Source organism: Nocardia tenerifensis NBRC 101015 (assembly GCF_000308715.1).
In the GTDB taxonomy this organism is placed as follows: Bacteria; Actinomycetota; Actinomycetes; order Mycobacteriales; family Mycobacteriaceae; genus Nocardia; species Nocardia tenerifensis.
In genome coordinates this window covers 1-24,275 of record NZ_BAGH01000203.1, presented here as the reverse complement: position 1 = coordinate 24,275, position 24,275 = coordinate 1, and the positions used below count along the sequence as shown (strand labels likewise).

Below are 24,275 nucleotides of genomic sequence, written 5' to 3'. Positions count from 1 at the left end.
GTCACCCGCGACACACCGCTGGGCCGGCCGGTCGAGCCGGACGAGATCGCCGCCATCGTCGCCTTCCTGCTCTCCCCCGACGCCGCGGCCATGACGGGCTCGGTGGTGGTCGCCGACTCCGGCGCGGCCGCGGTCGACCTGCCCACGATCGCGTTCGCGCCCGATGCCCAATGAGTGAGGAGACCACGATGTCCGAAGACGGCACCGCCGTGCAGGATTCGCCCGCCGACTGGAAGGAGATGGACGACTTCGCCGCCGGTATCGATGGCAACCGGATCCCGCCGACCGACCGACTGACCAACGCGCGCTGGCTGTTACGCCGCGCCGACGACGTGGAGACCGAGCTGCGATTCCAGTCCGCCGATCGGGTGCACTGGACCCGGGGCGCGGAGTCGGGCACCGACTGGTATCAGGCGATCGAGGTGTCCGAGGACGTGTTCTTCCTCGATCAGACCTTCGCCGACCGGCCCTACGTCAGCGAGGTCACGGTGGCACACCTGCCGTCCGCGCGGACCGTGACGATCGAGTCCACCATCGCCGAGGAGCCGACGCCGGGGGAGCCCCGGGTGTCGCAGCGGTTCTTCGCGGGCGTGATCGATCCGGGCGACGGACGCGCGCCCAGCGGCGAGATCCCCGGCCCGACACGGGATCTCGTCGGCTGGCGCGCGCTGTACCGGTACAGCCCGAATCATCTCTACGAGCACGTCTATCTGAGCACCGAGCGCTACTGCTGGCAGTGCCTGGTCGGCGAGCAGCGCGGGCACGGCGACGTCGATCTGACCACCACCTGGAAGCTGGCGGAGGACTACTACGTCTTCACCTTCCGCGAGTTCCTCATCCCGGTCGCCGCGACCTGGCTCTACGACCTCGCCGCTATGCGCTCCACCGGAAAGTTCTTCGGCCTCGGGCACGGCGGCGCGGTGCGCAACGCGCCGGGGGGCGCCCACATCACCAGCCTGGGCCGCGTGCAGTATCCGCAAGACGGACAACCGAAGTGAAGGTGAGCAACTCCATGAACCGTGACCTCGAGGTGATCAAGGCCCACTACGCGGCCTCCGACCGCGGCGATCTGCCCGGCATGCTGGCCCCGCTCGCCCCGGACGTGGCGTGGACCGAGATGGCCGGGTTCCCGTACGCGGGCACCTATATCGGCCCGGACGCGGTGCGCGACAACGTCTTCGCGCGCATCGCCGCCGAGTGGGACGGCTATACCGCCGCGGTCGACGAGGTCGCGGGGGCCGGCGACGGCATTGTCATCGGTATCGGCAACTACTCGGGCACCTTCCGGGCGACCGGACACTGGATGACCGCACGGTTCGTGCACGTGTGGCGGCTGTCGAACGCGACGGTCCAGCGCTTCGAGCAGTTCACCGACACCGCGGCGGTGCGGGCGGCCATGCAACCCTGAAACTAACGGGCCGGAAAGTTGCCGAGCCCGTTGAGAATTCGATACTCGCGAGGCGGCACACCGTAGGTCAGTTTGAACAACCGGCTGAAGTGTGCCGCGTCGACGAATCCGCGCCGCGCCGCCACCGCGGCCACCGCGAGCTCGAACAGCGCGGGGTCGATCAGGTCGGCGCGGCAGCATTCCAGCCTCCGCTGCCTGATCCACCCGCACACCGTGGCGCCCTCGGCGCGAAACAGCTTGTGCAGGTAGCCGATCGACAGGTGTGCCGCCGCGGCCGCCATCGCCGGGGAGAGCTCGGGATCGTCGAGGTGATGCTCGAGGTAGGTCTTGACCTGGTGCAGGACGCCGTGGCGCGCGGCCTGGCCTGCGCTCGCGTGCGCGGCGAGCACGGTCCCCACCAGATCGATGACGGTGTCGGTGAGCCGGAGCAGCTCGGCACTGCCGAACTCCGCGGTCCTGGCGGTCATCCCCGCGAGCAACACCGTCAACAGCGCGGTCGCCGGGTGCGACAGCGCGGTCGCGGTGATCGCGTCGACACCCGACGCGGGCAGCCGCAGCACGCGGCGCGGGCACACGACGACCCGCATTCGGCAGGCGGTGTCGAACACCACCAAGTACGACTGCGACATATCCAGCACCGCAACCTCGTTCGGTCCGAGCACGACCTGACGGCCCGCCTGGCTCAGCAGACAGTAGCCTTGAATCGGCAGCAGCACTTTGCAATACGCCTCGGCGCCCGGTCGCCCCGTGCCGACCGCGCGGTGCGCGATCGCCGACACCTCCGCGAACACCAGCTCCCCCGCCGCGTGCCCGCGAACCCGCCCCCGGAAGGTCGCCGGGTCGTCGACCACGATGTCCAATGCCGACCCCGCCCGAGGCTTCGCACCGGACGTACCGTCGATACGAGTGAGAATCGTCATCGCCCCATAGTGGGCAGCACGCCGTCGCGCGCCCGGGGCAAGCGGCGAACCGTGCGGGCTCGGACAACAGACCGTGCCCCGCAGGACAATTCGCCGCGCGGTGCTACCTCGCCGGCGCCATCAGGTCCGCGGCCCGTTCGGCGATGGCGATGGTGGGGGCGTTGGTGTTGCCCGTGGTGATGGTCGGCATCACCGAGGCGTCGGCGATTCGCAAACCCTCCACCGCGCGCACCCGCAGGGCGGGATCCACCACCGCCTCCGGGCCGGTGCCGAGGGCGCACGTCCCGCACACGTGGTGGTAGGTGATCACCGTGCGGCGGATGTAGTCGCGCAGGTCCGAGTCCGTCCGCACGGCCGGGCCGGGGTAGCGCTCGGTCGCGTTCCAGGCGCGTAACGCGGGTGCCGCGCCGATCTGCCTGCACAGCCGCACCGCTTCGACCAACCGGCGCAGGTCCGCCGGTGCCGCAAGGACTTTCGGGTCTATCAGGGTCGGGCCGTGCGCGCCGGCGACGGTAAGCCGTCCGACGCTGTGCGGGCGGATCAGTCCGGCCATGAGCGAGAATCCGTTGGCCGGGCCGGACATCCACGGCTCGTACAGCGGGACGCTGAAGTGCAGCGGCTGCACGTCCGGGGTCGCGAGCCCGGACTCGCTGCGCCAGAACAGTTGGGTCTGCGCGTGCGGCAGGCCCGGCGTGTGGGCGATCTCGCGCTCGGCGCCGAAGATCACCGGCACCAGCCAGTGGTCGAGCAGATTACGGCCAACGCCGGGCAGGTCGGCGATCGGCTCGATACCGGCGGCCCGCAGCTCCTGGGCGGGTCCGATGCCCGAACGCAGCAGCAGCGCCGCCGAATCGATCGCGCCCGCCGTCAGCACGACCTCGGTCCGCGCCGACGCGACGAACGCGCGGCCGTCGATGCTGCCCGCCACGCCATAGGCCCGGCCCCGCCGCACCAGCACACGGTGCACCCGCGCGCCCGTCAGCACGGTCAAGCGCGAATTGCTCAGCGCCGGTTTGAGATAGGCGTCGGCCGTGGTCTGCCGTAACCCGTCGCGGAGGGTGAACTGGGCGCGCCCGACACCGTCCTGCACGCCGCTGTTGTAGTCGGGATTGGCCGGGACACCGGTCTGTTCGGCCGCGGCGTGGATCGCCTTCTGGATCGGGTCGACCGCGTAGTCGCTGAGCACGTCCAGCATTCCCGCGGTGCCCTTGACCCCGGAGTCGTCGCGGTCGTAGCGCTCGATCCGCCGGAACAGCGGTTCCATCGCCCGCCAGGACCACCCGGAATCCCCACGCGCGGCCCAGGAGTCGTAGTCGGCCGGGTTGCCCCGCACGTAGATCGTCGCGTTGAGCGCGTGCGAACCGCCGAGCACCCGCCCGCGCGGCATGTGCAGGCGACGCCCGCAGGCGTGCGACTGGGCGACGCTGAAGTAGTCCCAGTCCTCGGCCCCGTGCCAGAGTTCGTGCATGCGCAGCGGGTCGCGGATGGCCGGATTCGTGTCGGCCTGACCGGCTTCGAGCACCAGCACGGTGGCGTCGGTGCGGTCGAGCAGCCTGCGGGCGACTACCGAACCGGCCGTGCCCGCGCCGACGACGATGTAGTCCACCTGGAAGTCTTTGTCCGTCACTTGATCGATCGTGGCCGCTCGCCAGGCTCCGGCGCGGGCACGACCGTGACAGTGTGCGCGTGAAGTCAACGGAAGGACACCCCCGCGCTCATCGTGGATGCGACGACAGGGCGAAACCGCTGTCCCACAGCTCGTTTCGGACCCCGGTGATCAGGTCGGCGGCGATCTCGCCGAAGACGGGGGCGAACTTGAACCCGCGCCCCGAGAACGCGGTGAGCAGCAGCATGCCGGTGTCCTCGTCGAGGTCGACCAGCGGCAGGTCGCCGGGCGCGAAGAGGTCGTGGTGCATCGAGTAGCGCACGGGTTCGGGGTTGAGGTCGGGGATGAACTCCGCCGCCCAGGCGGTGATCCGGCGCAGATCGGCGCGGCTGAACGCCGGGACGTCGTCGGGCGAGCCGATCGCCGGCCACAGCGGCTCCGTCGCCACCTTCACGCTGTAGGAGTCGTGGCTCGGCGTCCCGTACAGGTGCACGCCGTCCTCGTCGCGGATGAACACCGGAAAGCGGTCGGCGGTGAACAATTCGGGATGCCGGGGCATGAACCAGGTGAGCGACAGCGGCAGGATCTGGAGGAAGCCCTTGAGGTCGGGCCGCAGCCGCAGTGTCCAGGAACCCGTTGCCACCACGACCTTTTCGCAGGAGACCCGGACCTCGGGCGTCACTATCTCTAGCCGTCCGCCGCGCTCGTCGAAGTCGATGACCTCTGCGTTGGTCAGCACACGGGCGCCGCGAGCCTCGGCCGCCGCCACGGCGGCCAGGACGCTCGCCTCGGGGTAGAGGCTGCCCGCGTGATGGTCGAGGACCGCGACCGTGTCGTCGTCGACCCGGTGCTGCGGGTAGCGCGCACGCAAGTCCCACGCGTCCAGCACTTCGTGCGGTAGGTCGAATTGCTGAGCGGAGGCAACGGATTTGGCGATACCGCCCGTGCCCGCCGTCCCGATCTGGAGCGCCCCGCACTCGTCGTAGAGGTGCCTGCCGCTGTCGCGCTCGAGCTCGAGCCACAACTCGCGCGCGCGCCGCAGCCGCGGCACGTACCGCGGCCCCTCGTGCACGGCCGAGCGGAACAGGCGGGAATCCCCCGCGTACGAGCCGCGGGCGTGGCCGATGCCGAACTGCTCGACGCCCACGACGTCGAGGCCGCGTTTGGCCAACTGCCACAATGCCATCGAGCCCGCGCTGCCCAAGCCGATGACGACTACGTCCGCATCCATTTCCGAGACCTTTCGCGCGTAGGGACCAGCGGTGCCGTCGTCATGCCAGCGCCGGGGACTGCCAGAGGTTCAATGTGGTTCCTATCCCCCGTTTCACGGCGTTCCGGTACACCACCGTCCCCCAGGCGACGTCCTCGACGGGCATGCCGCCGACCGAGAGGAGCACGATCTCGTCGTCGGAGCGCCGGCCTACCGCGGCCCCGGCGGCGATCGCGCCGAGGTCCACCAGATCGGCCCGGTCCATCGCGCCGTCGTGGATCATGTCCATGAATTTGCAGCCGATGATCGGAATCCGGTGGTGCGACGGGTAACCGGTCTCCTCCGCCCACGCCTCGTAGAGGCGGACATTGTCGACGACCTTGCGCACGTCGGGCGCCCGCATGGCGTCGTCGAGATCGCACATGGCCGGCATGCTCAGGAACGCGCCCGGCCGCACCCAATCGCGCACGATCAGTGGGTACTTCGACGGATCGCCCAGCATGCCGGTGGTGCAGTAGGTGACGATGTCGCTGTCGCGCACCGCGTCCTCGATCGTGTCCACGACGATCGTCTCCAGCTTGGGGTACTCCTCGGCCGCCCAGGCCCGGAAGCTATCGATGCTGCCCTGCCCACGCCCTTTGATCTTGACCGTCTCGATATCCGGGCACGCCGCGACGAAGGCCGCGAGCGAGGTTCGGGCCATGACACCCGGCCCCACGATGCCGACCACGCGCGAGTCCGGCCGAGCCAGCAGGCGGGCGCCGACCCCCGGCACCGCGCCGGTTCGATAGGCGGACAATAGATTCGCCGACATGAGCGCGAGCGGCGCGCCGGTATCGGTGTCGCTCAGCATGAACATGAGGATCGAACGCGGTAATCCCTTGTCCCGGTTAGCGATATTCGACCCGTACCACTTCACCCCGCTGGTGCCGAAGTCGCCGCCGAGATAGGCGGGCATGGCCATGAGCCGGCGCTCCGGCGTGTTCGCGGGCATATTCGGAAACGGCGAGTCATCGGGGAAGGTGATCATCGCCCCGTGCGAGTCGCTGTTCGGCCCCGCCATGCGGTAGTCGCCCCGGTGCAGCAGCACGAAGGTCTCCTGCATGGCGTCGACGCAGGCGGGCATGTCGGTGACCCCGGCAGCGATCATGTCGGGCTCGGACAGGTAGAGGAAGTCGATCGAGGGCGTATTCATGCTATTTCCTTGCTGAGGCCGAGTTCGTCCCGCTGACAATGCATTCGATGGTCACGCTTGATAGACCAGCCGTCCGGCGAACCAGGTCCGCACGGACTCGATCCGCGCGAGCTCGGCCGGGTCGGTGGCGAACGGGTCACGGTCGAGGACGGTGAAGTCGGCGGACTTGCCCGGCGTGAGCGATCCGGCGACGGCGCCGAGGCCGCTCGCGCGCGCGACGCCGATGGTGTAGACCCGCAGCGCCTCCGCCACCGTGAGTGCCTGCTCGGGCCACAGGGTTCCGGGGAACACGCCCGTCGGATCGGCCCGGGTGACCAGGCCCTGGATGCCGATCCACGGGTTCGGGCTCGGCATGACCGGCCAGTCCGACCCGCCCGCCAGCAGCACGCCCGCGTCGAGCAGAGACCTGTTGGGGCACATGCGATTCGCGCGGTCACGCGGGATACAGCCGTAGTGCGCCTCGTGGATGACGCCCGGAAACCACAGCGGCGGAGACAGATCCGCGACGACGTCCAACTCGGCGACCCGCGGCAGATCCTCCTCGGCGATGTACTCGCCGTGCGCCAGCTGCACGATGGTGTCCGCGTGACCCGCGGCGCGGATCTCGCCGACGGAGTCGAGCAGCATCCGCACGGAACCGTCCCCGGTGCAGTGCACCTTCGCGCCGAGCCCGCGCCGCGCCACCTCGAAGAGCCAGTCCGCGAGCTCGGCGGCGGTCATCGTGGCCTCCCCCACCCACTCGCTCCCGTGCTCGGCGTCGGGCAGATACGGCTCGAGGAACAGCGCGGTGCGCGAGGTCGGGATGCCGTCGAGGAAGATCTTGACGAAGTCGGGCCGGTGATGAGTGGTGCGATACCGTTCGGCGGCGTCCAGCAGCGGGCGGCCCACCGGGTCGGTGCCGAAGATCCGGTCGTTGATCTGCGCCGACGTCACCACCCAGGCGTGCAGGTCGCCGCGCGCGTCGAGTTCGGCGAGCGCGCGCAGCATCGGCAGCGACGCGGCGGCGTCCTGGAAATGCGTGATCCCGAAGGCGTGCAGCATCTCGACGGCCCGGCGGCAGCCCGCGGCGTCGAGCGCGGTGGAGTCGCCCAGCGACGCCGCGTACGCCCGCTCCACCGGAATGAGCGCCGACTCGATGAGCAGCCCGACGGGCTCCCCGGTCACCTGGTCGCGCACGATCTCGCCGCCCACCGGGTCCAGACCGGGCCCGCCGACGCCCGCGAGCTCCATGGCCCGCGAGCTGACCCACCGATTGTGGCAGCTGTCGTCGCGCAGCAGCACCGGCCGTCCCCCGGCGGCGCGGTCGAGCCGGTCGAGCACCGCGCGGCTCGAAATCGTCTCCGCCAGTGTGCTTCCCCACCCGCCGCCGACGATCCACGCGTCCTCCGCCAGCGCGTCCGCCCACTCGGCGACGGACGCGAGCACGGCGTCGAGCGACGCGGTCGCGTCCAGGGACAGCTCGTAGAGGTCGGCGCGGCCCGCCACGAGATGGTGCGTGTGGATGTCGCCGAGGCCGGGCAGGACGAACGCGCCGCCGTGATCCACCACGGTCTCGCGCCCGGTCAGCTCGTCGCGCGACGGATCGATCGCGCCGATGGTGCCGTCGCGGACCAGGAAGGACGAGGCGTGCGGCGTCGAGTCGTCGGCCGTCCATACCTTCGCGTTGGTGTGGAGCACCGTTTCAGACATAGTGCTGTCCCATCCGCGCGTACCGCCGCGGCGCACGCGCTCGAAGTATCAGTGACGCAACGACTCCCGCGGCCGCGGCGACCAGGAGCAGGCTCGGCAGCAGCCACACCAGCACCCCGCCCGCGCTGATGAGCAGGTCGAAGTTCGCGACCGCGTAGCCGAGGATCGCGGTCAGGGCGAGGCCGGCCACGACCGGCGCGACGAGCGTCCGGACGATGTTGCGGTCGAGGTCGCGATGCCGGAGAAAGAACGCGGCGACCGCGAACGAACAGGCGGCCATCAGCGCGATGACGCCCAGCGTGCCGAGGTTGGTGAGCCAGGTGAACAGGGCGCGAACGGGGTCCTGCCCGGTGGCCGCGAAGACGGCCACCACCACGAGCGCGAGCACCGACTGCGCGACCGAGCCGACGTGCGGGCTCCGGTGCACGAGGTGGGTCCGGCCCGCGTGGCCGGGCAGCAAGCCCTCCCGCCCGAGGGCGTAGACGTACCGGGCCACCGCATTGTGGAATGCCAGAACCGCCGCGAAGACGCTGGTGCAGAACAGCATTCGCATGATCGTCGTGAACCACGGGCCGACATAGGAATCGGCGAGCTCGAACAGGAATGTCGTGGGGTCGCTGAGCCTTTCGATGAAGCCCCGCGTGGTGTCGACGCCCGCGCCGTTGATCATCAGGAAGGTGACGAAGGTGTAGGCGACGCCGATGGTGACCACGGACAGAAACGTCGCCCGCGGCACCGTCCGCCTCGGGTCCTCGGCCTCCTCGCTGTAGAGCGCGGTCGCCTCGAAGCCGATGAACGACGCGAAGCAGAACAGCAGCGCGATCGGCAGCGAGCCGCCGGTCAGCGCGCTGGGCAGCAGCGGAGTGACACTGACCGGCGCCGTCCCGAAATCGCCGCCCCGCACCGCGATCACCGCCGCGAGCACGAGAACGACGAGGAACTCGGCGGCCACGAGGATCGAGAGCACCTTGACCGACAGATCGATCTGCCGGTAGCCGAGCACCGCGACCGCGGCGATGCCGAGCACCACGTAGACCCACCAGTCGATGCGCAGGCCGAACTCGTCGGCGAGGAAGCCGCCCGTCGCCGCACCGAAGAGCCCCCAGAGGCCGATCTGCATGGCGTTGTAGCTCACCAGCGCGAGATATGCCGCGGCGCCGCCGAATTGCTGACGCAGGCCGCGGGTGACGTAGGAGTAGAAGGCCCCGGTGCTGATGTGGTGCCGCGCCATGGCCGTGTAGCCGACGGCGAACACCAGCAGCGTGGCCACGGTCAGGAGGTAGGCGCCGGGCACGCCGGGGCCGTTGCCGAGCAGCATGGCCAGCGGTGCGCCGCCCGCCATGGCGGTCAGCGGCGCGGCCGCGGAGATGACGAAGAACGTCACCCCGAACACGCCGACGGACCCGCGGCGCAGGCGGTGATCGTGGACGACCGGCTCGTTCGTGCTCGTCACGCGTTGTCCCTCGCCGATTCGATGGTGCACGGCGGGAGCATGATCCGGTCGAAGAACTCGGCCAGCTCCGCGGTCGCGGTGAGCGGAAGCACCGTCGCCACATACTGATCGGGGCGCACGACGACGATCGCGCCGCGGCGGTCGATGCCGCGCTCGGCGAAGATGTCGAGGTGCGGGTCGGTCGCGTACACCTTCTCGTAGTCCACCAGGCGGAACGGCCCGACCACGGGCAGGAAGGCGGCCGGCACGGCGGCGAGGTCGACGCCCGTATGCGGCTGACGGTAAACGACTTTCACGTCGAAGACGCTGTCGATGTCGGCGTCCTTCGGGGTGTACGCGAGCAGCGGGGACTCGGGCGCGGTGGCGAGCCACCGCGCCCACCTGTCGAGCGCCGAGACGTCGGCCCCCACCGCCGTCGGGTCGGCGGCGAAAGCGTAGACGCGCCAACGCCCGTCGGCACGGTGGTGGTGCCCGAGATGGACGGGGTTGGCGTCGGCGACGCGCACCACCGGCGCGGACTTGAAGCGCTTCCCGATCGGGAACCCGCTCGCGAGACTCTGGTGTATGGGCTCGCCGACGATCATCGACGGCCGGTACTCGGTCATGAAGCCGGCGGGGAACTCGGCGGTCTTGACGTAGAAGTCCTCGAGCTCCGAGGGCGAGGCGAACTCCTCCGGGCGCTTGGCCATCATGCTCGACCATTGCCGGTCGAAGTCGATGAGGTTCTGCGCGATCACCTGTCGCTCGGCCGAGTACGTCGCCAGGAGGGTCTCGGGGCTGCGGCCCGCCAGCACGTGGCCGAGTTTCCAGCCGAGGTTGAATCCGTCCTGCATCGAGACGTTCATGCCCTGACCGGCTTTCGCGCTGTGGGTGTGGCACGCGTCGCCGGTGATGAACACCCGCGGCGTGCGGGTGCCCGCCTCCTCGACCGGCACGTCGTCGAAGCGATCGGTCACGCGGTGGCCGACCTCGTAGACGCTGTGCCAGGCGACCTCTCGCACGTCGAGGGTGTACGGGCGCATGATCTCGTTGGCCTGCGCGATGATCGCCTCGACGCCGGTCTCGCGCACCTTGCCGTTGTCGTCCTCGGGCACCTCGCCCAGGTCCACATACATCCGGAACAGGTAGCCGCCCTCTCGGGGTATGTGCAGGATGTTGCCGCCGGACCCGGACTGGATGGCGCATTTGGTGCGGATGTCGGGGAAGTCGGTGACGGCCAGCGCGTCCATCACACCCCACGCGTGGAAGGCTTTGTCGCCCTTCGGCACACAGCCGATGCGGTCGCGCACGCGACTGTGCGCGCCGTCGGCGCCGACCACATACTTCGCCCGCACCGTTCGTATCTCACCCTCGTGCTCGCCACTCGTCCGAGCCAAGGTCACGGTCACCGGATAGTCGCCGGCGTCGGCGATTTCGAGGTCACCGAATTCGTAGCCGTAGTCCGGTCGCATGCGCGTCGGCGCGTTGATCATCGCCTCGGCGAAGTAGTCGAGAACGCGGGCCTGGTTCACCAGCAGGTGCGGGAACTCGCTGATCCCGGTCGGATCGTCGAGGGTTCGGGCGGCCCGGACGATCCGCGTGTGATCGTTGGGATCCGGCTTCCAGAACGCCATTTCGGTGATCCGGTACGCCTCGGCGACGATGCGCTCGGCGAACCCGAACGCCTGGAAGGTCTCCACGCTGCGCGCCTGGATGCCGTCGGCCTGTCCGATGGCGAGGCGGCCGGGGCGGCGTTCGATGATGCGGGTGGTGACGGTCGGGAACTGGGCCAGCTGCGCGGCGGTGATCATGCCTGCCGGGCCCGTGCCGACGATGAGAACGTCCATCTCGTCGGGGAGTTCGTCGGGGCGGTCGAGGCCGACGCCCGCGGCCGGTTGGATGCGCGGGTCGGTGGACACGTACCCGTGGTGATGGAACTGCACTGTTCAGACCCTCGTCATTCCTCTGATAGGGCTTATCGCCTGTGCCGCTTCGTGATCCGGGCCCAGCGGGATGCCGCTGCGGTCGCGCAGGGCCAGCGTCGCCACGAAACTGAGCACGACGACGCCGCCGAGATAGAGCACCACCGAGGTGGTCGTGCCGCTCGAGCGCACGAGCGCCGCGGCGATCGTCGGGGCGAACGCGCCACCCAGGATCGCCCCGAGCGCGTAGGAGATCGCGACCCCGGAGAATCGGACGGACGCCGGGAACAGCTCGGCGTAGAGCGCGGCCTGCGGGCCGTAGGTGAGGCCGAGGCCGACCGTGAGCAGCGCGAGTCCACAGAACAGCAGCCACGGATTCGCGGTGTTCACCAACGGGAACAGCGGCGCCAGCGCGGCGAGCAGCAGCACCCAGCCGATGAGATACGTTGTGCGCCTGCCGATCCGGTCGCTGAGAGCGGCGCCGAGCCAGGTGAACAGCAGCCAGGTGAACGCCGAGCCGGCGACCGCCCACAGGACCGGTCCGCGGTCGAGACCGACCGAGCCGTGCGCGTCGGTCGCGTAGTTCTGGATATAGCCGCCGGTGGTCATGTATCCCACGGCGCTGTTGCCCGCGAAGACGACGGCCGCGATCAGGACGAGCAGGCCGTGCCCGCGGAACAGCTCGACGACGGGGGTCGCGGTCTGCTCGCGCCGCTCGGCGATCTGCCGGAAGACCGGACTCTCCTCGACGCGCCTGCGGATGTAGTGACCGATGAGGATCAGCACGACCGACAGCAGAAACGGTATCCGCCAACCCCATTCGAGGAAGGCGTCCCCCGGCGCGAGCATCGTCGTCAGCGCCAGCACGCCGGAGGCCGCCAGCAACCCGAGCGGCACGCCTATCTGCGGCGAGGCACCGAACACCCCGCGTTTGCCGGGCGGTGCGTGCTCGACCGCCATCAGCACGGCGCCGCCCCACTCGCCGCCCGCCGAGATCCCTTGCAGCACACGCAGGAGGATGAGCAGAGCCGGCGCGGCCACGCCGAGAGTGGCGTAGGTCGGGAGCAGGCCGATCAGCGTCGTGGCGGCGCCCATGGCCACCAGCGTCACCATCAGGATGACCCGCCGGCCGTACTTGTCGCCGAAATGCCCTGCGAGGAAGGCGCCCAGCGGGCGGAAGAGGAAGCTGATCCCCACCGTGAGGAACGACAGGATGGTCGCGATGCCCTCCCCGGCGGGCTGGAAGAAGAGCTTTCCGAAGACCAGCCCGGCGGCGCCCGCGTAGACGAAGTAGTCGTACCACTCGACCGTCGTGCCGACCACGGTGGCGAAAACGACTCGGCGGCGGTCCTTTTCGCTGACGGTCGGCGAGCTCGGCTCCCCAGACCATGGTGGCGCGCTCATTGGGGACTCCTTTGTATTCGTGCCGGGCGGCGATGCCGGGCCCGTAGTGCCGCCGATCACGGCGGCTGCGAGATGCGATCTGCGTCACTTGCGATGCGCTTCACTAATGATATACGATTTGAGATACGATGCAAGAGTCGCTAGGGAGGTTTATGAAAGTCGGCAACGACGCTGGTGACAGCCGGTTCTCCGCGCTCCCCAGCCGGCCGGGCAAGATCATCGCGATCCATCTCAGCTATGCCTCCCGCGCGGACCAGCGGGGCCGCAGGCCCGCGCACCCGTCCTACTTCCTCGAGCCGAGCAGTTCGGTCGCCACCACCGGCGGCGTCATCGAAAGGCCCGCCGGGACAGAGCTTTTGGCGTTCGAGGGGGAGATCGCGCTCATCATCGGCGCACCCGCGCGGCGAGTGCCGCTCGAGTCCGCGTGGAAGCATGTCTCGGCGGTCACGGCGGGCAACGACTTCGGCCTGTACGACCTCCGGGCCAACGACAAGGGCTCGAACGTGCGCTCCAAAGGCGGCGACGGCTTCACCCCCTTGGGGCCGAACCTCATCGACGCGCAGACCGTCGAGCCCGGCGCGCTGCGGGTGCGGACATGGGTCAACGGGGTTCTCGCCCAAGAGGATTCGTCCTCGGGCCTGATCTTCCCGCTCCCCCAGCTGATCTCGGATCTCTCGCAACACTTCACCCTCGAACCGGGCGATGTGATCCTCACCGGCACCCCGGCCGGATCGTCGGTGGTCGTGCCGGGCGACGTGGTGGAGGTCGAGGTCGACGCCCCCGACACGGCGGGCGCGCCCAGCTCCGGCCGGTTGGTCACCACGGTCACGCAGGGCACGCACGAGTTCGACGCCGCCCTCGGCTCCCTGCCGTCGGTCGACGACACGCAGCGGGCCGAGGCGTGGGGATCCCGTTCCGCCGCAGGGCTTCCCGCGCACCCGGGGCTCTCCGACGAACTGCGCGACAAGCTTTCCCGCGTGCCGGTCGCCGCCTTGTCACAGCAACTGCGCAAGCGCGGGCTGAACAACGTGTCCATCGACGGCGTGCGGCCGACGCGCCCGGGGGCCAGGCTCGTCGGCACCGCGCGCACGCTGCGGTTCGTGCCGAATCGTGAGGACCTGTTCACCGCGCACGGCGGCGGCTACAACGCGCAGAAGCGGGTGTTCGACACCGTGGCTCCCGGCGAGGTGATCGTCATCGAGGCCCGCGGCGAGGCCGGCTCCGGCACGCTGGGCGACATTCTCGCGCTGCGCGCGAAGGTGCGCGGCGCGGCAGGCGTGGTGACAGACGGCGGCGTGCGCGACCACGACGCCGTCGCCGAGATCGGCCTCGCGGTCTTCGCCGCGGGCCCGCACCCGGCGGTCCTCGGGCGCAGGCACGTGCCGTGGGACTGCGACCTCACCATCTCCTGCGGCGGCGCCACCGTCGAGCCCGGCGACATCATCGTCGGCGACGGCGACGGCGTGCTGGTGCTACCCCCCGGCATCGCCGAGGAGGTCGTCGACGATGCTCTCGAACAGGAGGTCCAAGACGGCTGGATCGCCGAGCAGGTCCGCGCCGGCCACCCGGTGCACGGCCTGTTTCCCCCCGACGCGGAATGGAAGGCGAGGTACCGACAGTGGCGCAGGAGCCGATGAATCCCGGTGGTGCACAGAGCAAGTCGCAGGTCGCGTATCACTGGATCAAGGAGCGGATCGCGCGCCAGGAGTACACGCCGGGCTACCGGCTGGTCCTCAGCGCCATCGCCAAGGACCTCGACATGAGCGTCGTCCCGGTGCGCGAGGCCATCCGGCAGCTCGAGGCCGAGGGACTGGTCACCTTCGAACGCAATGTGGGCGCGCAGGTTTCGATGGTGGACGACTCGCAGTACCGGCACAGCATGCAGACGCTGAGCGTGCTCGAGGGCGCGGCGACCGCGCTGGCGGCCGGTCGCCTGACCGAGGACGACCTGCGCCGGGCACGGGCGGTCAACGATCGGATGATCGAGTCGCTCGATGACTTCGATCCGAGCGCGTTCACCGCGCTCAACCACGAGTTCCACTCGATCCTGTTCACCAAGTGCGTGAATCCCCGCATCGTCACGCTGGTGGAGGCCGAGTGGGCCCGCCTCGGCCACCTGCGCTCCTCGACCTTCTCCTTCGTGCCGGGCCGCGCGCACGAGTCCGTGCGCGAACACGAGAACATCGTGCGCCTCATCGAGATCGGCGCGCCGCTCGGCGAGATCGAGAAGGTCGCCCGCCGCCACCGCGCGGCCACGCTCGACGCCTACCTGGTCCACGAGCATCCCGACGAAACCTTCGGCCTACCGGCCGTGTGAACCCGAATCCGGAGTCTTCCATGACCAATGCGGTGCGTACCCCCGCCTCCCCGCACACACCCGCCGACCTGCCCGCGCGGATCCAGCACTACATCGACGGCTCATTCGTGGACTCGATCGACGGCGACACCTTCGGCGTGCTCGACCCCGTCACCAACGAGGTCTACGTCCGGGCGGCCGCGGGCAAGCGGGCCGACATCGACCTCGCGGTGGCCGCCGCGACCAAGGCCTTCACCGAGGGACCGTGGCCGCGCATGCTGCCGCGCGAGCGGTCGCGCATCCTGCACCGCATCGCCGACATCGTCGAGTCCCGCGACGCGCGGCTGGCCGAGCTGGAGTCGTTCGACTCGGGGCTGCCCATCACCCAGGCGCTCGGCCAGGCCCGACGCGCGGCCGAGAACTTCCGGTTCTTCGCCGATCTCGTCGTCGCGCAGGTGGACGACACCTACAAGGTTCCCGGCAAACAGATCAACTACGTCAACCGCAAGCCCATCGGCGTCGCCGGCCTGATCACGCCGTGGAACACCCCGTTCATGCTGGAGTCCTGGAAGCTCGGGCCCGCGCTGGCGACCGGGAACACGGTGGTGCTCAAGCCCGCCGAGTTCACGCCGCTGTCGGCGTCGCTGTGGGCCGGGATCTTCGAGGAGGCCGGGCTGCCGCACGGCGTGTTCAACCTCGTCAACGGGCTCGGTGAGGAGGCGGGCGACGCGTTGGTGAAACACCCTGGGGTGCCGCTGATCTCGTTCACCGGGGAGAGCCGCACCGGCCAGCTCATCTTCGAGAACGCCGCCCCGTCGCTGAAGGGGCTGTCGATGGAGCTGGGCGGCAAGAGCCCGGCCGTCGTGTTCGCCGACGCCGACCTCGAGGCCGCCATCGACGCCACCATCTTCGGCGTGTTCTCCCTCAACGGCGAGCGGTGCACCGCGGGCAGCCGCATTCTCGTCGAGCGCTCCATCTACGACGAGTTCGTCGAACGCTATGCCGCGCAGGCGAAACGGGTCGTCGTCGGCTACCCGCACGACCCGGCCACCGAGGTCGGCACGCTGGTGCACCCCGAGCACTACGACAAGGTGATGAGCTATGTCGAGCTGGGCAAGACGGAGGGCCGCCTGGTCGCGGGCGGCGGCAGGCCCGAGGGCTTCGACGGCGGGAACTTCGTCGCGCCAACGGTTTTCGCCGATGTGAAGCCGGACGCCCGAATCTTCCAGGAGGAGATCTTCGGCCCGGTCGTCGCGATCACGCCGTTCGACACCGAGGCGGAGGCGCTCGCGCTCGCCAACGGCGTCCGGTACGGCCTGGCCGCCTACGTCTGGACCAATGACCTGAAGCGGGCGCACACCTTCGCGCAGGCGGTCGAGGCGGGCATGGTGTGGCTCAACTCCAACAACGTCCGCGACCTGCGGACGCCGTTCGGCGGGGTGAAGGCCTCCGGCCTCGGCCACGAGGGCGGCTACCGCTCCATCGACTTCTACACCGATCAGCAGGCCGTGCACATCAATCTCGGCCCGGCCCACAACCCGACCTTCGGCAAGCAGGAACCATCGTGACCATCACCCCCGACTCCCCCGAACCCGTTGTGACCGCGCAGGATCCGATCCGCGCCGCCCACCCGATCCGCACACCGAAGGCCGCGCCGCCGGACGTGGTCCGCTGCGCCTACATGGAACTCGTCGTCACCGACCTCGCGCGCGCCCGCCACTTCTACGTCGACATCCTCGGCCTGGTGGTCACCGAGGAGGACGAGAACGCCGTCTATCTCCGGTCTTTCGAGGAGTTCATCCACCACAACCTGGTCCTGCGCGCGGGCCCGATCGCCGCCGTCGCGGCGTTCTCGTACCGGGTGCGCAGCCCCGCCGAACTCGATCGCGCGGTCGAGTTCTACACCGAGCTCGGCTGCCGCGTCGAACGGCGCGCCACGGGCTTCACGAAGGGCATCGGGGACTCGGTGCGGGTCGAGGACCCGCTCGGCTTTCCGTACGAATTCTTCTACGACGCGGCGCATGTCGAGCGGCTCGCGTGGCACTACGAGCTGTACACCCCGGGGGCACTGGTCCGGCTCGACCACTTCAACCAGGTGACGCCCGACGTGCCGCGCGCGGTGAAGTACATGGAGGACTTGGGTTTCCGGGTCACCGAGGACATCCAGGACGCGGGCGGCACGGTGTACGCGGCGTGGCTGCGCCGCAAGCCGACCGTGCACGACACCGCGATGACCGGCGGCAACGGGCCGCGCATGCACCACGTGGCCTTCGCGACGCACGAGAAGCACAACATCATCGCCATCTGCGACAAGCTCGGCGCGCTGCGCATGTCGGACCTCATCGAGCGCGGGCCCGGCCGCCACGGCGTCTCCAACGCCTTCTACCTGTACCTGCGCGACCCCGACGGGCACCGCATCGAGATCTACACCCAGGACTACTACACCGGCGACCCCGACAACCCGGTCGTCACCTGGGACGTGCACGACAATCAGCGGCGCGACTGGTGGGGCAGCCCGGTGGTGCCGAGCTGGTACATCGACGCCTCGCTGGTGCTCGACCTCGACGGCAACCCGCAGCCGGTGGCCATGCGCACGGAGGAATCGGAGATGGCCGTCACCATCGGCGCCGACGGGTTCTCCTACACCCGCAAGGACGATCCGGAGCGCAGGCCGAGCGAGTACAAGCTCGGCGCGCAACTCTGAAGGGGGACAACGGATGCTGCCCACCGAGACCATCACGGCGATCGCCGACGAGCTGGCCGCCGCCGAGCGCGACCGCCGCACTATACCCCTGCTCACCGCCCGCCATCCCGGGATGACGGTCGCGGATTCCTATGCGGTGCAGAACGAATGGCGGCGCCGCGGCATCGAGCGCGGGCGCACACCGGTGGGCCGCAAGATCGGTCTCACGAGCAAGGTGATGCAGGCGGCGACCGGCATCACCGAGCCGGATTACGGAACCATCTTCGACGACATGGTTTTCGAGAACGGGTCCGTCATCGAGCACGACCGGTTCGTGAACGTGCGCATCGAGGTGGAGCTCGCGTTCGTGCTGGGCGCGGCGGTCGATGGTCCCCGCGCCACCGTCTTCGATGTGTTGCGCGCGACCGAGTACGTCGTTCCGGCGCTGGAGATCCTCAGCTCACGCATCGAGCTGGCCGGGCGGACCATCGTCGACACCATCAGCGACAACGCGGCGATGGGCGGGCTGGTCTACGGCGGAAACCCGGTGCGGCCCAACGACGTCGACCTGCGCTGGGTGTCCGCGCTGCTGTATCGCAACGAGACGATCGAGGAGTCCGGCGTCGCCGCCGCCGTGCTCAACCACCCGGCGACCGGGGTCGCGTGGCTGGCGAACAAGCTGAGCGAGCACGGCGATCGGCTAGAGGCGGGCGAGATCGTGCTCGCCGGATCGTTCACCCGGCCGCTGTGGGTCGAGCGGAACGACACCATTCTCGCCGACTACGGACCGATGGGAACGATCTCATGCCGATTCGTCTGAGCCGGACGCTGCGCGACGCGCTGGCCGAGGCGGGCCGCCCGCTGTACGGCGGGTGGATCACCACCGGGTCGCCGGTGGTGGCCGAGATCATGGCCGGGTCCGGGCTCGACTGGGTGCTGATCGACATGGAGCACGCGCCCAACGGCCTGGAATCCGTGCTGGCGCAACTGTATGCGGTGTCCGGCTACGAGGTGACGCCGGTCGTCCGGGTGCCCATCGGCGAGACCGTCATCATCAAACAGGTTCTGGATCTCGGCGCGCAGAACATTCTGGTGCCGATGGTCTCGACCCCGGAGCAGGCGCGCGCCGTCGCCGAGGCGGCGCAGTACCCGCCGTTCGGGCGCCGCGGCGTGGGCAGCGCGCTGGCGCGCTCGGCGCGGTGGAACCGCGTCGAGGGCTACCTCGCCGACGGCGCCGACCACGTCTCGGTGTTCGTGCAGATCGAGACGCTCGACGGCGTCGCCAACGCCCGCGCCATCGCCGAAACACCGGGCGTCGACGGCGTTTTCGTCGGCCCGAGCGACCTCGCCGCTGCCATGGGGTTGCTCGGCATGCAGACCCATCCGGACGTGACGGCTCAGGTGCGCCGGGCCTTCGCCGGTGTCACCGCGGCCGGAAAACCCGTCGGCGTCAACGCGTTCGACCCGAACCAGGCCATGGCCTACGTGCGCGAGGGGGCGGCGTTCCTGCTCGTCGGGGCGGACGCCGCCCTGCTCGCCCGTGGCTCGGAGGCCCTGGCCGACCGATTCATCGGCTCGCCGCACGACGAGACCTCGCGCGGCGGTTACTGATCCCATCCTTGCGAGCACACAGAGAGACCGGGCAATGACAGTCAGTTACGACACCCTCCTCGCGCGCATCACCGACCCCGACGGCCGGGCGATCCCGGACCCCGCGACCGGAGAGGTGGTGGGGCGGGTCCGTTTCCGGCCCGTCGCCGACCTCGACGCCGCGATCGCGCGCGCCCGCGCCGCGCAGCCCGCGTGGGCCGCGCGCGGCGACGAGGAGCGCGTGGACCTCCTGCTGCGCGCGGCCGACGCGGTCGAGGCCGCGACCGAGCCGCTGGCGGAACTGCTCTCGCGCGAGCAGGGCAAGCCGCTCAACGGGCCCAACGCCCGCTTCGAGGTCGGCGCCTGCGTCTCGTGGCTGCGCGCCACCGCCGCGACGCCGCTGCCGGGCGAGACGGTGGTCGACGACGAGACCGCGCACGCGGAGTTGCGCTACCGGCCGCTCGGCGTGGTCGGCGCGATCGGCCCGTGGAACTGGCCGATGATGATCACCATCTGGCAGATCGCCCCCGCGCTGCGGATGGGCAACACCGCCGTGGTCAAGCCGTCGGAGTACACCCCGCTGAGCGTGCTCGCGCTGATCGAGGTGCTCAACCACGTTCTGCCGCAGGACATTCTGCACGCCGTCGCCGGTGCGGGCGAGCTCGGCGCGCGCCTGGCCGCCCACCCCGGCATCGACAAGTTGATGTTCACCGGGTCCACCCGTACGGGGCAGGCCGTCATCAGGAGCTCGGCCGACACGGTGAAACGGCTGACGCTCGAGCTCGGCGGCAACGACGCGGGCATCGTGCTGCCCGACGTCGATCCCAAGGCGATCGCCCACGACCTGTTCTGGGGCGCGTTCATCAACACCGGTCAGACGTGCGCGGCCATGAAGCGGCTCTACGTGCACGACGACGTCTACGACGACGTCTGTACCGCGCTCGTCCAGGTGGCCTCGGCCATGCCGATGGGGCGCGGCCTGCACGAGGCCAATGTGCTGGGGCCGCTGCAGAATCGGCAGCAGTTCGACATCGTCGCGCGCCTGGTCGAGGCGGCGCGCGCGGCCGGGGCCACCGTGCTGACCGGCGGCGATCCCGATCGCGACGCGCCGGGCAACTTCTATCCGCTGACCCTGGTCGCCGATGTCGACAACGACAACCCGCTGGTGACCGAGGAGCAGTTCGGCCCGGCCCTGCCCATCATCCGCTACCACGAGGTCGAGCAGGCGATCGCCATGGCCAACGCGCTCGACGTCGGGCTCGGCGCGTCGGTGTGGAGCGAGGACAAGGCGGCCGCCCGCGCGGTCGCCGAGCGCCTCGAGGCGGGCACGGTCTGGATCAACTCGCACGGCGGCGTGCACCCGATGATCCCGTTCGGCGGGGTCAAGAAGTCGGGCTACGGGCTGGAATTCGGCGTCGAGGGGCTCAAATCCGTTGCCGCGCCGCAGGTGATCAACGGCTGACGGGCGCCGGGGCATGCGCTGCGTGCCTGCCGCGAATAGGGGCGCGGCAGGCACGTTTAGGGGCCGATCGGGATGCCGGAACTCGACGCCGGGCGGCCACACTTACCGCATGTACCACAAACTCGCCGAACTGGACGCGCGGCGCGAGCAGGCGGTGACCGGGCCTTCTCAGCGGGCGACGAAAGCCCAACGTACGCGGGGCAAGCTGACGGTCAGGGAGCGGATCGAGCTGCTCTTCGACGAGGGCAGCTTCCGCGAGATCGAGCAGTTCCGCAGGCATCGGGCCACCGGATTCGGCCTGGAGGACCGCAGGCCCGATACCGACGGCGTCGTCACCGGGTGGGGAACCGTTTACGGCAGAACAGTTTTCGTTTACGCGCACGACTTCCGGATCTTCGGCGGGTCGCTCGGCGAGGCCCACGCCGAGAAGATCCACAAGGCAATGGATCTCGCGCTCGCGGCGGGCGCGCCGATCGTGAGCCTCAACGACGGTGCGGGCGCGCGCATTCAGGAGGGAGTCAGCGCGCTGGCCGGCTACGGCGGCATCTTCTCGCGAAATGTCAAGGCCAGTGGGGTGATTCCACAGATCAGTGTGGTGCTCGGCCCGTGTGCCGGCGGCGCGACCTACTCCCCCGCGCTCACCGATTTCGTGTTCATGGTCCGCGGCATCGCGCAGATGTACATCACCGGCCCCGACGTGGTGCACGCGGTGACCGGGGAGGCGGTGACCCACGAGGAGCTCGGCGGGGCGCAGGTGCACGGCGGCGTCTCCGGCGCGAGCGCGTTCAGTTACGACACCGAGCAGGAGTGCCTCGCCGACGTCCGATTCCTGCTCTCGATGCTGCCGTCCAACAATCGCGAACTGCCGCCGGTGCGCCGCGGCGGCGACCCGGCGCACCGGCGCAACGACTCGCTGATCGAGCTGATTCCCCGAAATCCGAATCAGGCCTACGACATCGGTGCGGTGATCGAGGAGATCGTCGACGACGGCGAACTGTTCGAGGTGCATCAGCAGTGGGCGAGCAACATCGTCTGCGGGCTCGCCCGATTGGACGGGCACGTCGTCGGGATCGTCGCCAATCAGCCCGCCGTGCTCGCCGGGGTGCTCGATATCCACGCGGCGGAGAAGGCGGCGCGCTTCGTGCAGATGTGCGACGCGTTCGGTATTCCACTGGTGACCCTGGTGGACGTGCCGGGATTTCTGCCGGGCACGGCGCAGGAGCACGGCGGCATCATTCGGCACGGCGCGAAACTGTTGTACGCCTACTGTAATGCCACCGTTCCGCGCGTTCAGGTCATTCTGCGTAAAGCGTACGGCGGCGCGTACATCGTGATGGATTCTCGATCGATCGGGGCCGATCTATCTTTCGCGTGGCCGAGCAACGAGATCGCGGTGATGGGCGCGGCGGGCGCGGCGAACGTGGTGTTCCGCAAAGAGATAGCGCAGGCCGCCGACCCGGAATCGGCTCGCAGCCAACGAATCAAGGAATATCAGCAGCAATTGATGCACCCCTACTACGCGGCCGAACGCGGCTTGGTCGACGACGTGATAGACCCGGCGTCCACCAGGTCGGTTCTCGTCGACGCCCTGGCCATGTTGCGCGCGAAGAACACCGAGCTGCCCGCGCGCAAGCACGGGAACCCGCCGATGTGACCCGGCCCGCGATCATTCCGATAACCGTGCTGTCCGGCGCGCCCTCCGACACGGACCTGGCGGCGTTGCTCGCGGTCCTGCTGATCTGCCTCGCATGCCCGGAAACCCAAGCGCCACAGCCGATCACGCCCGGTTCGGCGCTGTGGCCGCGCCCGAGCGGCTACCGGCCGGCCGGCATGTGGAGCCGGTGATCGACCGGAACACCGCTTTCCGCGTCGAGTCAACCCCTATTAATTACGTGCACAATTCATCCCACAGTCGGCGAGAAGTTATTCGGGTTGTTGTTCCGGACAACGCGATTAGCATCGATCTCGGCCCCAGGTTTTGCTGGGTTGACAGTGTTGTGACCCGGGGGCAGTCTTGGTGATCGTGGTCCGCGCAGTTCACGCGCGCACGACGCTCTGACCTACATCGCTGTGGTTCAAGGATTGCCGGGCCACGCGATTTCCCGGGTAGTGAGGGGGGCAGTGGACCACGTCCAACGACATCGACCCGAACCGGTACGCGTCGGCCGTTCTGCCCGCGATTATCCGGCACCGGGAAGCGTTGACAGCCGAGGAGAGCACCGCCGCGCACGGCGCGGCGGCCGCACCCGGCTGACCGAGTGGGGGCGGCCTGAAGATCGATCGTCCGACGCCGCGGTGATCCCGCGGTCGCCGGCGGAATGGACGCCCTCCGAAACACGGGCATGGGCACGTTCAGAGGAGGAAATGTGGCCTTTCTGTCCTTTTTTACCGCGTTAGAATACTTATTGAATTTACTGAGCGAATTCTGGGACAGCACGGGCCAGTTCGTCCTCGTCAAGGGGGCGCCCGCGAGCGGCAAAACGGAATTATTGGGTAGATTCGCCCATCACGCGGCCGAATCCGACGCGTGGGTGTTATACGCCGCGGGCTCGCTGGCTGAGCACTCGATCCAGGCGGGCGTCATAGATCAGCTGTTCACCAGCCCCGGTCTGCCGGAGCGGACCATCGAGCGGGTCACCGAGTTGCTCATCGCCGACCCCTTCCTCGGCAACGGAAACCCGGACAGCAGCAAGGCTGTTCGGCACGCCCAGGCCCGCGCGGTGCACGAAATGTGCGCCGAACTGGTGACGCTCGCGAAGATCAGACCGGTCGTCATCTGCGTCGACGACATCCAGTTCGTGGACGCCTGGTCGCTGCAGTTGCTGCTGTCGCTGCAGCGGCGCATCGGCTCCTCGCGAATCCTGTTGGTGGCCACCGAGCGTGAACCGTACAACCCGTCCTGGCCCGCGCCGCGGTCCGAGGTCGTCCTGCACCCGCACCGCCAGCTGACGCTCGCGCCCTGGTCGGTGGCGGGGGTGACCGAGACGCTCGCGCAGTGGCTGGACGCGGCGACCGCCGAGCGGCTCGCCCCCGCGGTGCACGAATTGACCGGCGGGCATCCCATGCTCGTCGACGGGCTGATCGAGGACCATCGCGCGCGCGAGCGAGCGCTCGGCGCGACCGACGACGAACGGCTCGCCGTGGGCGCCGCGTTCGGCCACGCGGTGCTCGCGTCCGTGCGCCGGCTGGACCCGGAGCTGCTCGACATCGCGCAGGCGATCGCGGTGCTGGGCGCGGACGGGACGCCCGAGATGATCAGCCGCATACTGGGCATCAAGCAGAAGGCCGTCGAACAGGGGATCGACGTCATGGCCTCGGCGGGTCTGCTGCGCGACGGCGACTTCCGCCACCCGGTGGCCGCGGAGGCGGTCCTCGGCAGCCTCCCGGCCGAGCACGGCGCCGAGCTCCAGGTGCGCGCCGCGGAGCTGCTCTACGACCGGGCGGCGCCCTCCGGGGCC

General features: G+C 69.5%; 21 protein-coding genes. 13 read left to right on the top strand and 8 right to left on the bottom strand.

From position 1 onward, the window contains the following. Nucleotides 1–18: 18 nt before the first annotated feature. From ON39_RS17390 to ON39_RS17380, 3 genes are read left to right on the top strand one after another with little or no spacing between them, the layout of a single operon-like run. The gene (locus tag ON39_RS17390; RefSeq protein WP_255219276.1) at nucleotides 19–174 is read left to right on the top strand and encodes an SDR family oxidoreductase; all 156 of its coding nucleotides are present in this window, start codon (nucleotides 19–21) and stop codon (nucleotides 172–174) included. A gap of 14 nt (nucleotides 175–188) precedes the next feature. Beyond that, nucleotides 189–998, top strand: coding sequence for a molybdenum cofactor biosynthesis F family protein (locus ON39_RS17385; protein ID WP_083894515.1), 810 nt, complete (start codon nucleotides 189–191; stop codon nucleotides 996–998). Nucleotides 999–1,012: 14 nt separating this feature from the next. Next, nucleotides 1,013–1,408 (top strand): nuclear transport factor 2 family protein, encoded by a 396-nt coding sequence (locus ON39_RS17380; RefSeq protein WP_040735341.1) that lies wholly within the window; start codon nucleotides 1,013–1,015, stop codon nucleotides 1,406–1,408. 2 nt (nucleotides 1,409–1,410) lie between these two features. On the opposite strand, the gene ON39_RS17375 is transcribed toward ON39_RS17380, so the two are convergent. The 8 genes from ON39_RS17375 to ON39_RS17340 all read right to left on the bottom strand — a co-directional run bounded on the left by ON39_RS17375 (nucleotide 1,411) and on the right by ON39_RS17340 (nucleotide 12,786). After that, nucleotides 1,411–2,328, bottom strand: a complete 918-nt coding sequence (locus tag ON39_RS17375; RefSeq protein ID WP_083894514.1) for an AraC-like ligand-binding domain-containing protein — start codon at nucleotides 2,326–2,328, stop codon at nucleotides 1,411–1,413. Nucleotides 2,329–2,431: 103 nt separating this feature from the next. Next, a complete protein-coding gene (locus tag ON39_RS17370; protein WP_211336236.1) occupies nucleotides 2,432–3,955 on the bottom strand; it encodes a GMC family oxidoreductase in 1,524 nt (507 codons plus the stop codon). 88 nt (nucleotides 3,956–4,043) lie between these two features. Next, nucleotides 4,044–5,165: an N-methyl-L-tryptophan oxidase gene (gene solA / locus ON39_RS17365; protein WP_040735330.1), complete on the bottom strand. Its 1,122-nt coding sequence runs from the start codon at nucleotides 5,163–5,165 to the stop codon at nucleotides 4,044–4,046. Nucleotides 5,166–5,205: 40 nt separating this feature from the next. Next, nucleotides 5,206–6,339, bottom strand: coding sequence for an ornithine cyclodeaminase family protein (locus ON39_RS17360; RefSeq protein ID WP_040735329.1), 1,134 nt, complete (start codon nucleotides 6,337–6,339; stop codon nucleotides 5,206–5,208). Nucleotides 6,340–6,390: 51 nt separating this feature from the next. Beyond that, nucleotides 6,391–8,028 carry an amidohydrolase gene (locus tag ON39_RS17355; RefSeq protein ID WP_040735337.1) on the bottom strand — a complete coding sequence of 546 codons (1,638 nt, stop codon included), beginning with the start codon at nucleotides 8,026–8,028 and terminating at the stop codon, nucleotides 6,391–6,393. Next, entirely contained in the window at nucleotides 8,021–9,481 is a 1,461-nt protein-coding gene (locus ON39_RS17350; protein WP_174412535.1) for an APC family permease, read from the bottom strand. Before ON39_RS17350 ends, ON39_RS17355 begins: the two co-directional genes overlap by 8 nt. Beyond that, on the bottom strand, nucleotides 9,478–11,403 hold the full coding sequence (locus ON39_RS17345) for an FAD-binding monooxygenase (protein ID WP_040735327.1): 1,926 nt from the start codon (nucleotides 11,401–11,403) through the stop codon (nucleotides 9,478–9,480). The genes ON39_RS17350 and ON39_RS17345 overlap by 4 nt, the downstream gene beginning before the upstream one ends. Before the next feature lie 3 nt (nucleotides 11,404–11,406). Continuing rightward, nucleotides 11,407–12,786, bottom strand: coding sequence for an MFS transporter (locus ON39_RS17340; RefSeq protein WP_040735325.1), 1,380 nt, complete (start codon nucleotides 12,784–12,786; stop codon nucleotides 11,407–11,409). A 152-nt stretch (nucleotides 12,787–12,938) separates the two neighbouring features. On the opposite strand from ON39_RS17340, the gene ON39_RS17335 reads away from it, so the two are divergent. From ON39_RS17335 to ON39_RS17290, 10 genes are all read left to right on the top strand, one after another. Continuing rightward, nucleotides 12,939–14,423, top strand: coding sequence for a fumarylacetoacetate hydrolase family protein (locus tag ON39_RS17335; protein ID WP_040735324.1), 1,485 nt, complete (start codon nucleotides 12,939–12,941; stop codon nucleotides 14,421–14,423). Continuing rightward, nucleotides 14,420–15,103 (top strand): GntR family transcriptional regulator, encoded by a 684-nt coding sequence (locus ON39_RS17330; RefSeq protein WP_040735336.1) that lies wholly within the window; start codon nucleotides 14,420–14,422, stop codon nucleotides 15,101–15,103. The genes ON39_RS17335 and ON39_RS17330 overlap by 4 nt, the downstream gene beginning before the upstream one ends. A gap of 20 nt (nucleotides 15,104–15,123) precedes the next feature. After that, nucleotides 15,124–16,650 carry a 5-carboxymethyl-2-hydroxymuconate semialdehyde dehydrogenase gene (hpaE, locus tag ON39_RS17325; RefSeq protein WP_040735335.1) on the top strand — a complete coding sequence of 509 codons (1,527 nt, stop codon included), beginning with the start codon at nucleotides 15,124–15,126 and terminating at the stop codon, nucleotides 16,648–16,650. Between the two features lie 29 nt (nucleotides 16,651–16,679). After that, nucleotides 16,680–17,786 (top strand): 3,4-dihydroxyphenylacetate 2,3-dioxygenase, encoded by a 1,107-nt coding sequence (gene hpaD / locus ON39_RS17320; RefSeq protein ID WP_255219275.1) that lies wholly within the window; start codon nucleotides 16,680–16,682, stop codon nucleotides 17,784–17,786. Between the two features lie 13 nt (nucleotides 17,787–17,799). Further along, a complete protein-coding gene (gene hpaH / locus ON39_RS17315; protein WP_040735322.1) occupies nucleotides 17,800–18,585 on the top strand; it encodes a 2-oxo-hept-4-ene-1,7-dioate hydratase in 786 nt (261 codons plus the stop codon). Next, a complete protein-coding gene (locus ON39_RS17310) occupies nucleotides 18,570–19,376 on the top strand; it encodes an HpcH/HpaI aldolase family protein (RefSeq protein ID WP_040735321.1) in 807 nt (268 codons plus the stop codon). Before hpaH ends, ON39_RS17310 begins: the two co-directional genes overlap by 16 nt. Nucleotides 19,377–19,410: 34 nt before the next feature. Beyond that, complete coding sequence (locus ON39_RS17305; RefSeq protein WP_040735320.1) at nucleotides 19,411–20,817, top strand: aldehyde dehydrogenase family protein; 1,407 nt, start codon at nucleotides 19,411–19,413, stop codon at nucleotides 20,815–20,817. A 109-nt stretch (nucleotides 20,818–20,926) separates the two neighbouring features. Beyond that, nucleotides 20,927–22,471 carry an acyl-CoA carboxylase subunit beta gene (locus ON39_RS17300; protein ID WP_051186741.1) on the top strand — a complete coding sequence of 515 codons (1,545 nt, stop codon included), beginning with the start codon at nucleotides 20,927–20,929 and terminating at the stop codon, nucleotides 22,469–22,471. Then, nucleotides 22,468–22,662, top strand: a complete 195-nt coding sequence (locus ON39_RS17295) for an acyl-CoA carboxylase epsilon subunit (RefSeq protein WP_040735318.1) — start codon at nucleotides 22,468–22,470, stop codon at nucleotides 22,660–22,662. Before ON39_RS17300 ends, ON39_RS17295 begins: the two co-directional genes overlap by 4 nt. Before the next feature lie 560 nt (nucleotides 22,663–23,222). Beyond that, on the top strand, nucleotides 23,223–24,275 hold a 1,053-nt coding region (locus ON39_RS17290), incomplete at its 3' end, for an AAA family ATPase (RefSeq protein WP_169335890.1).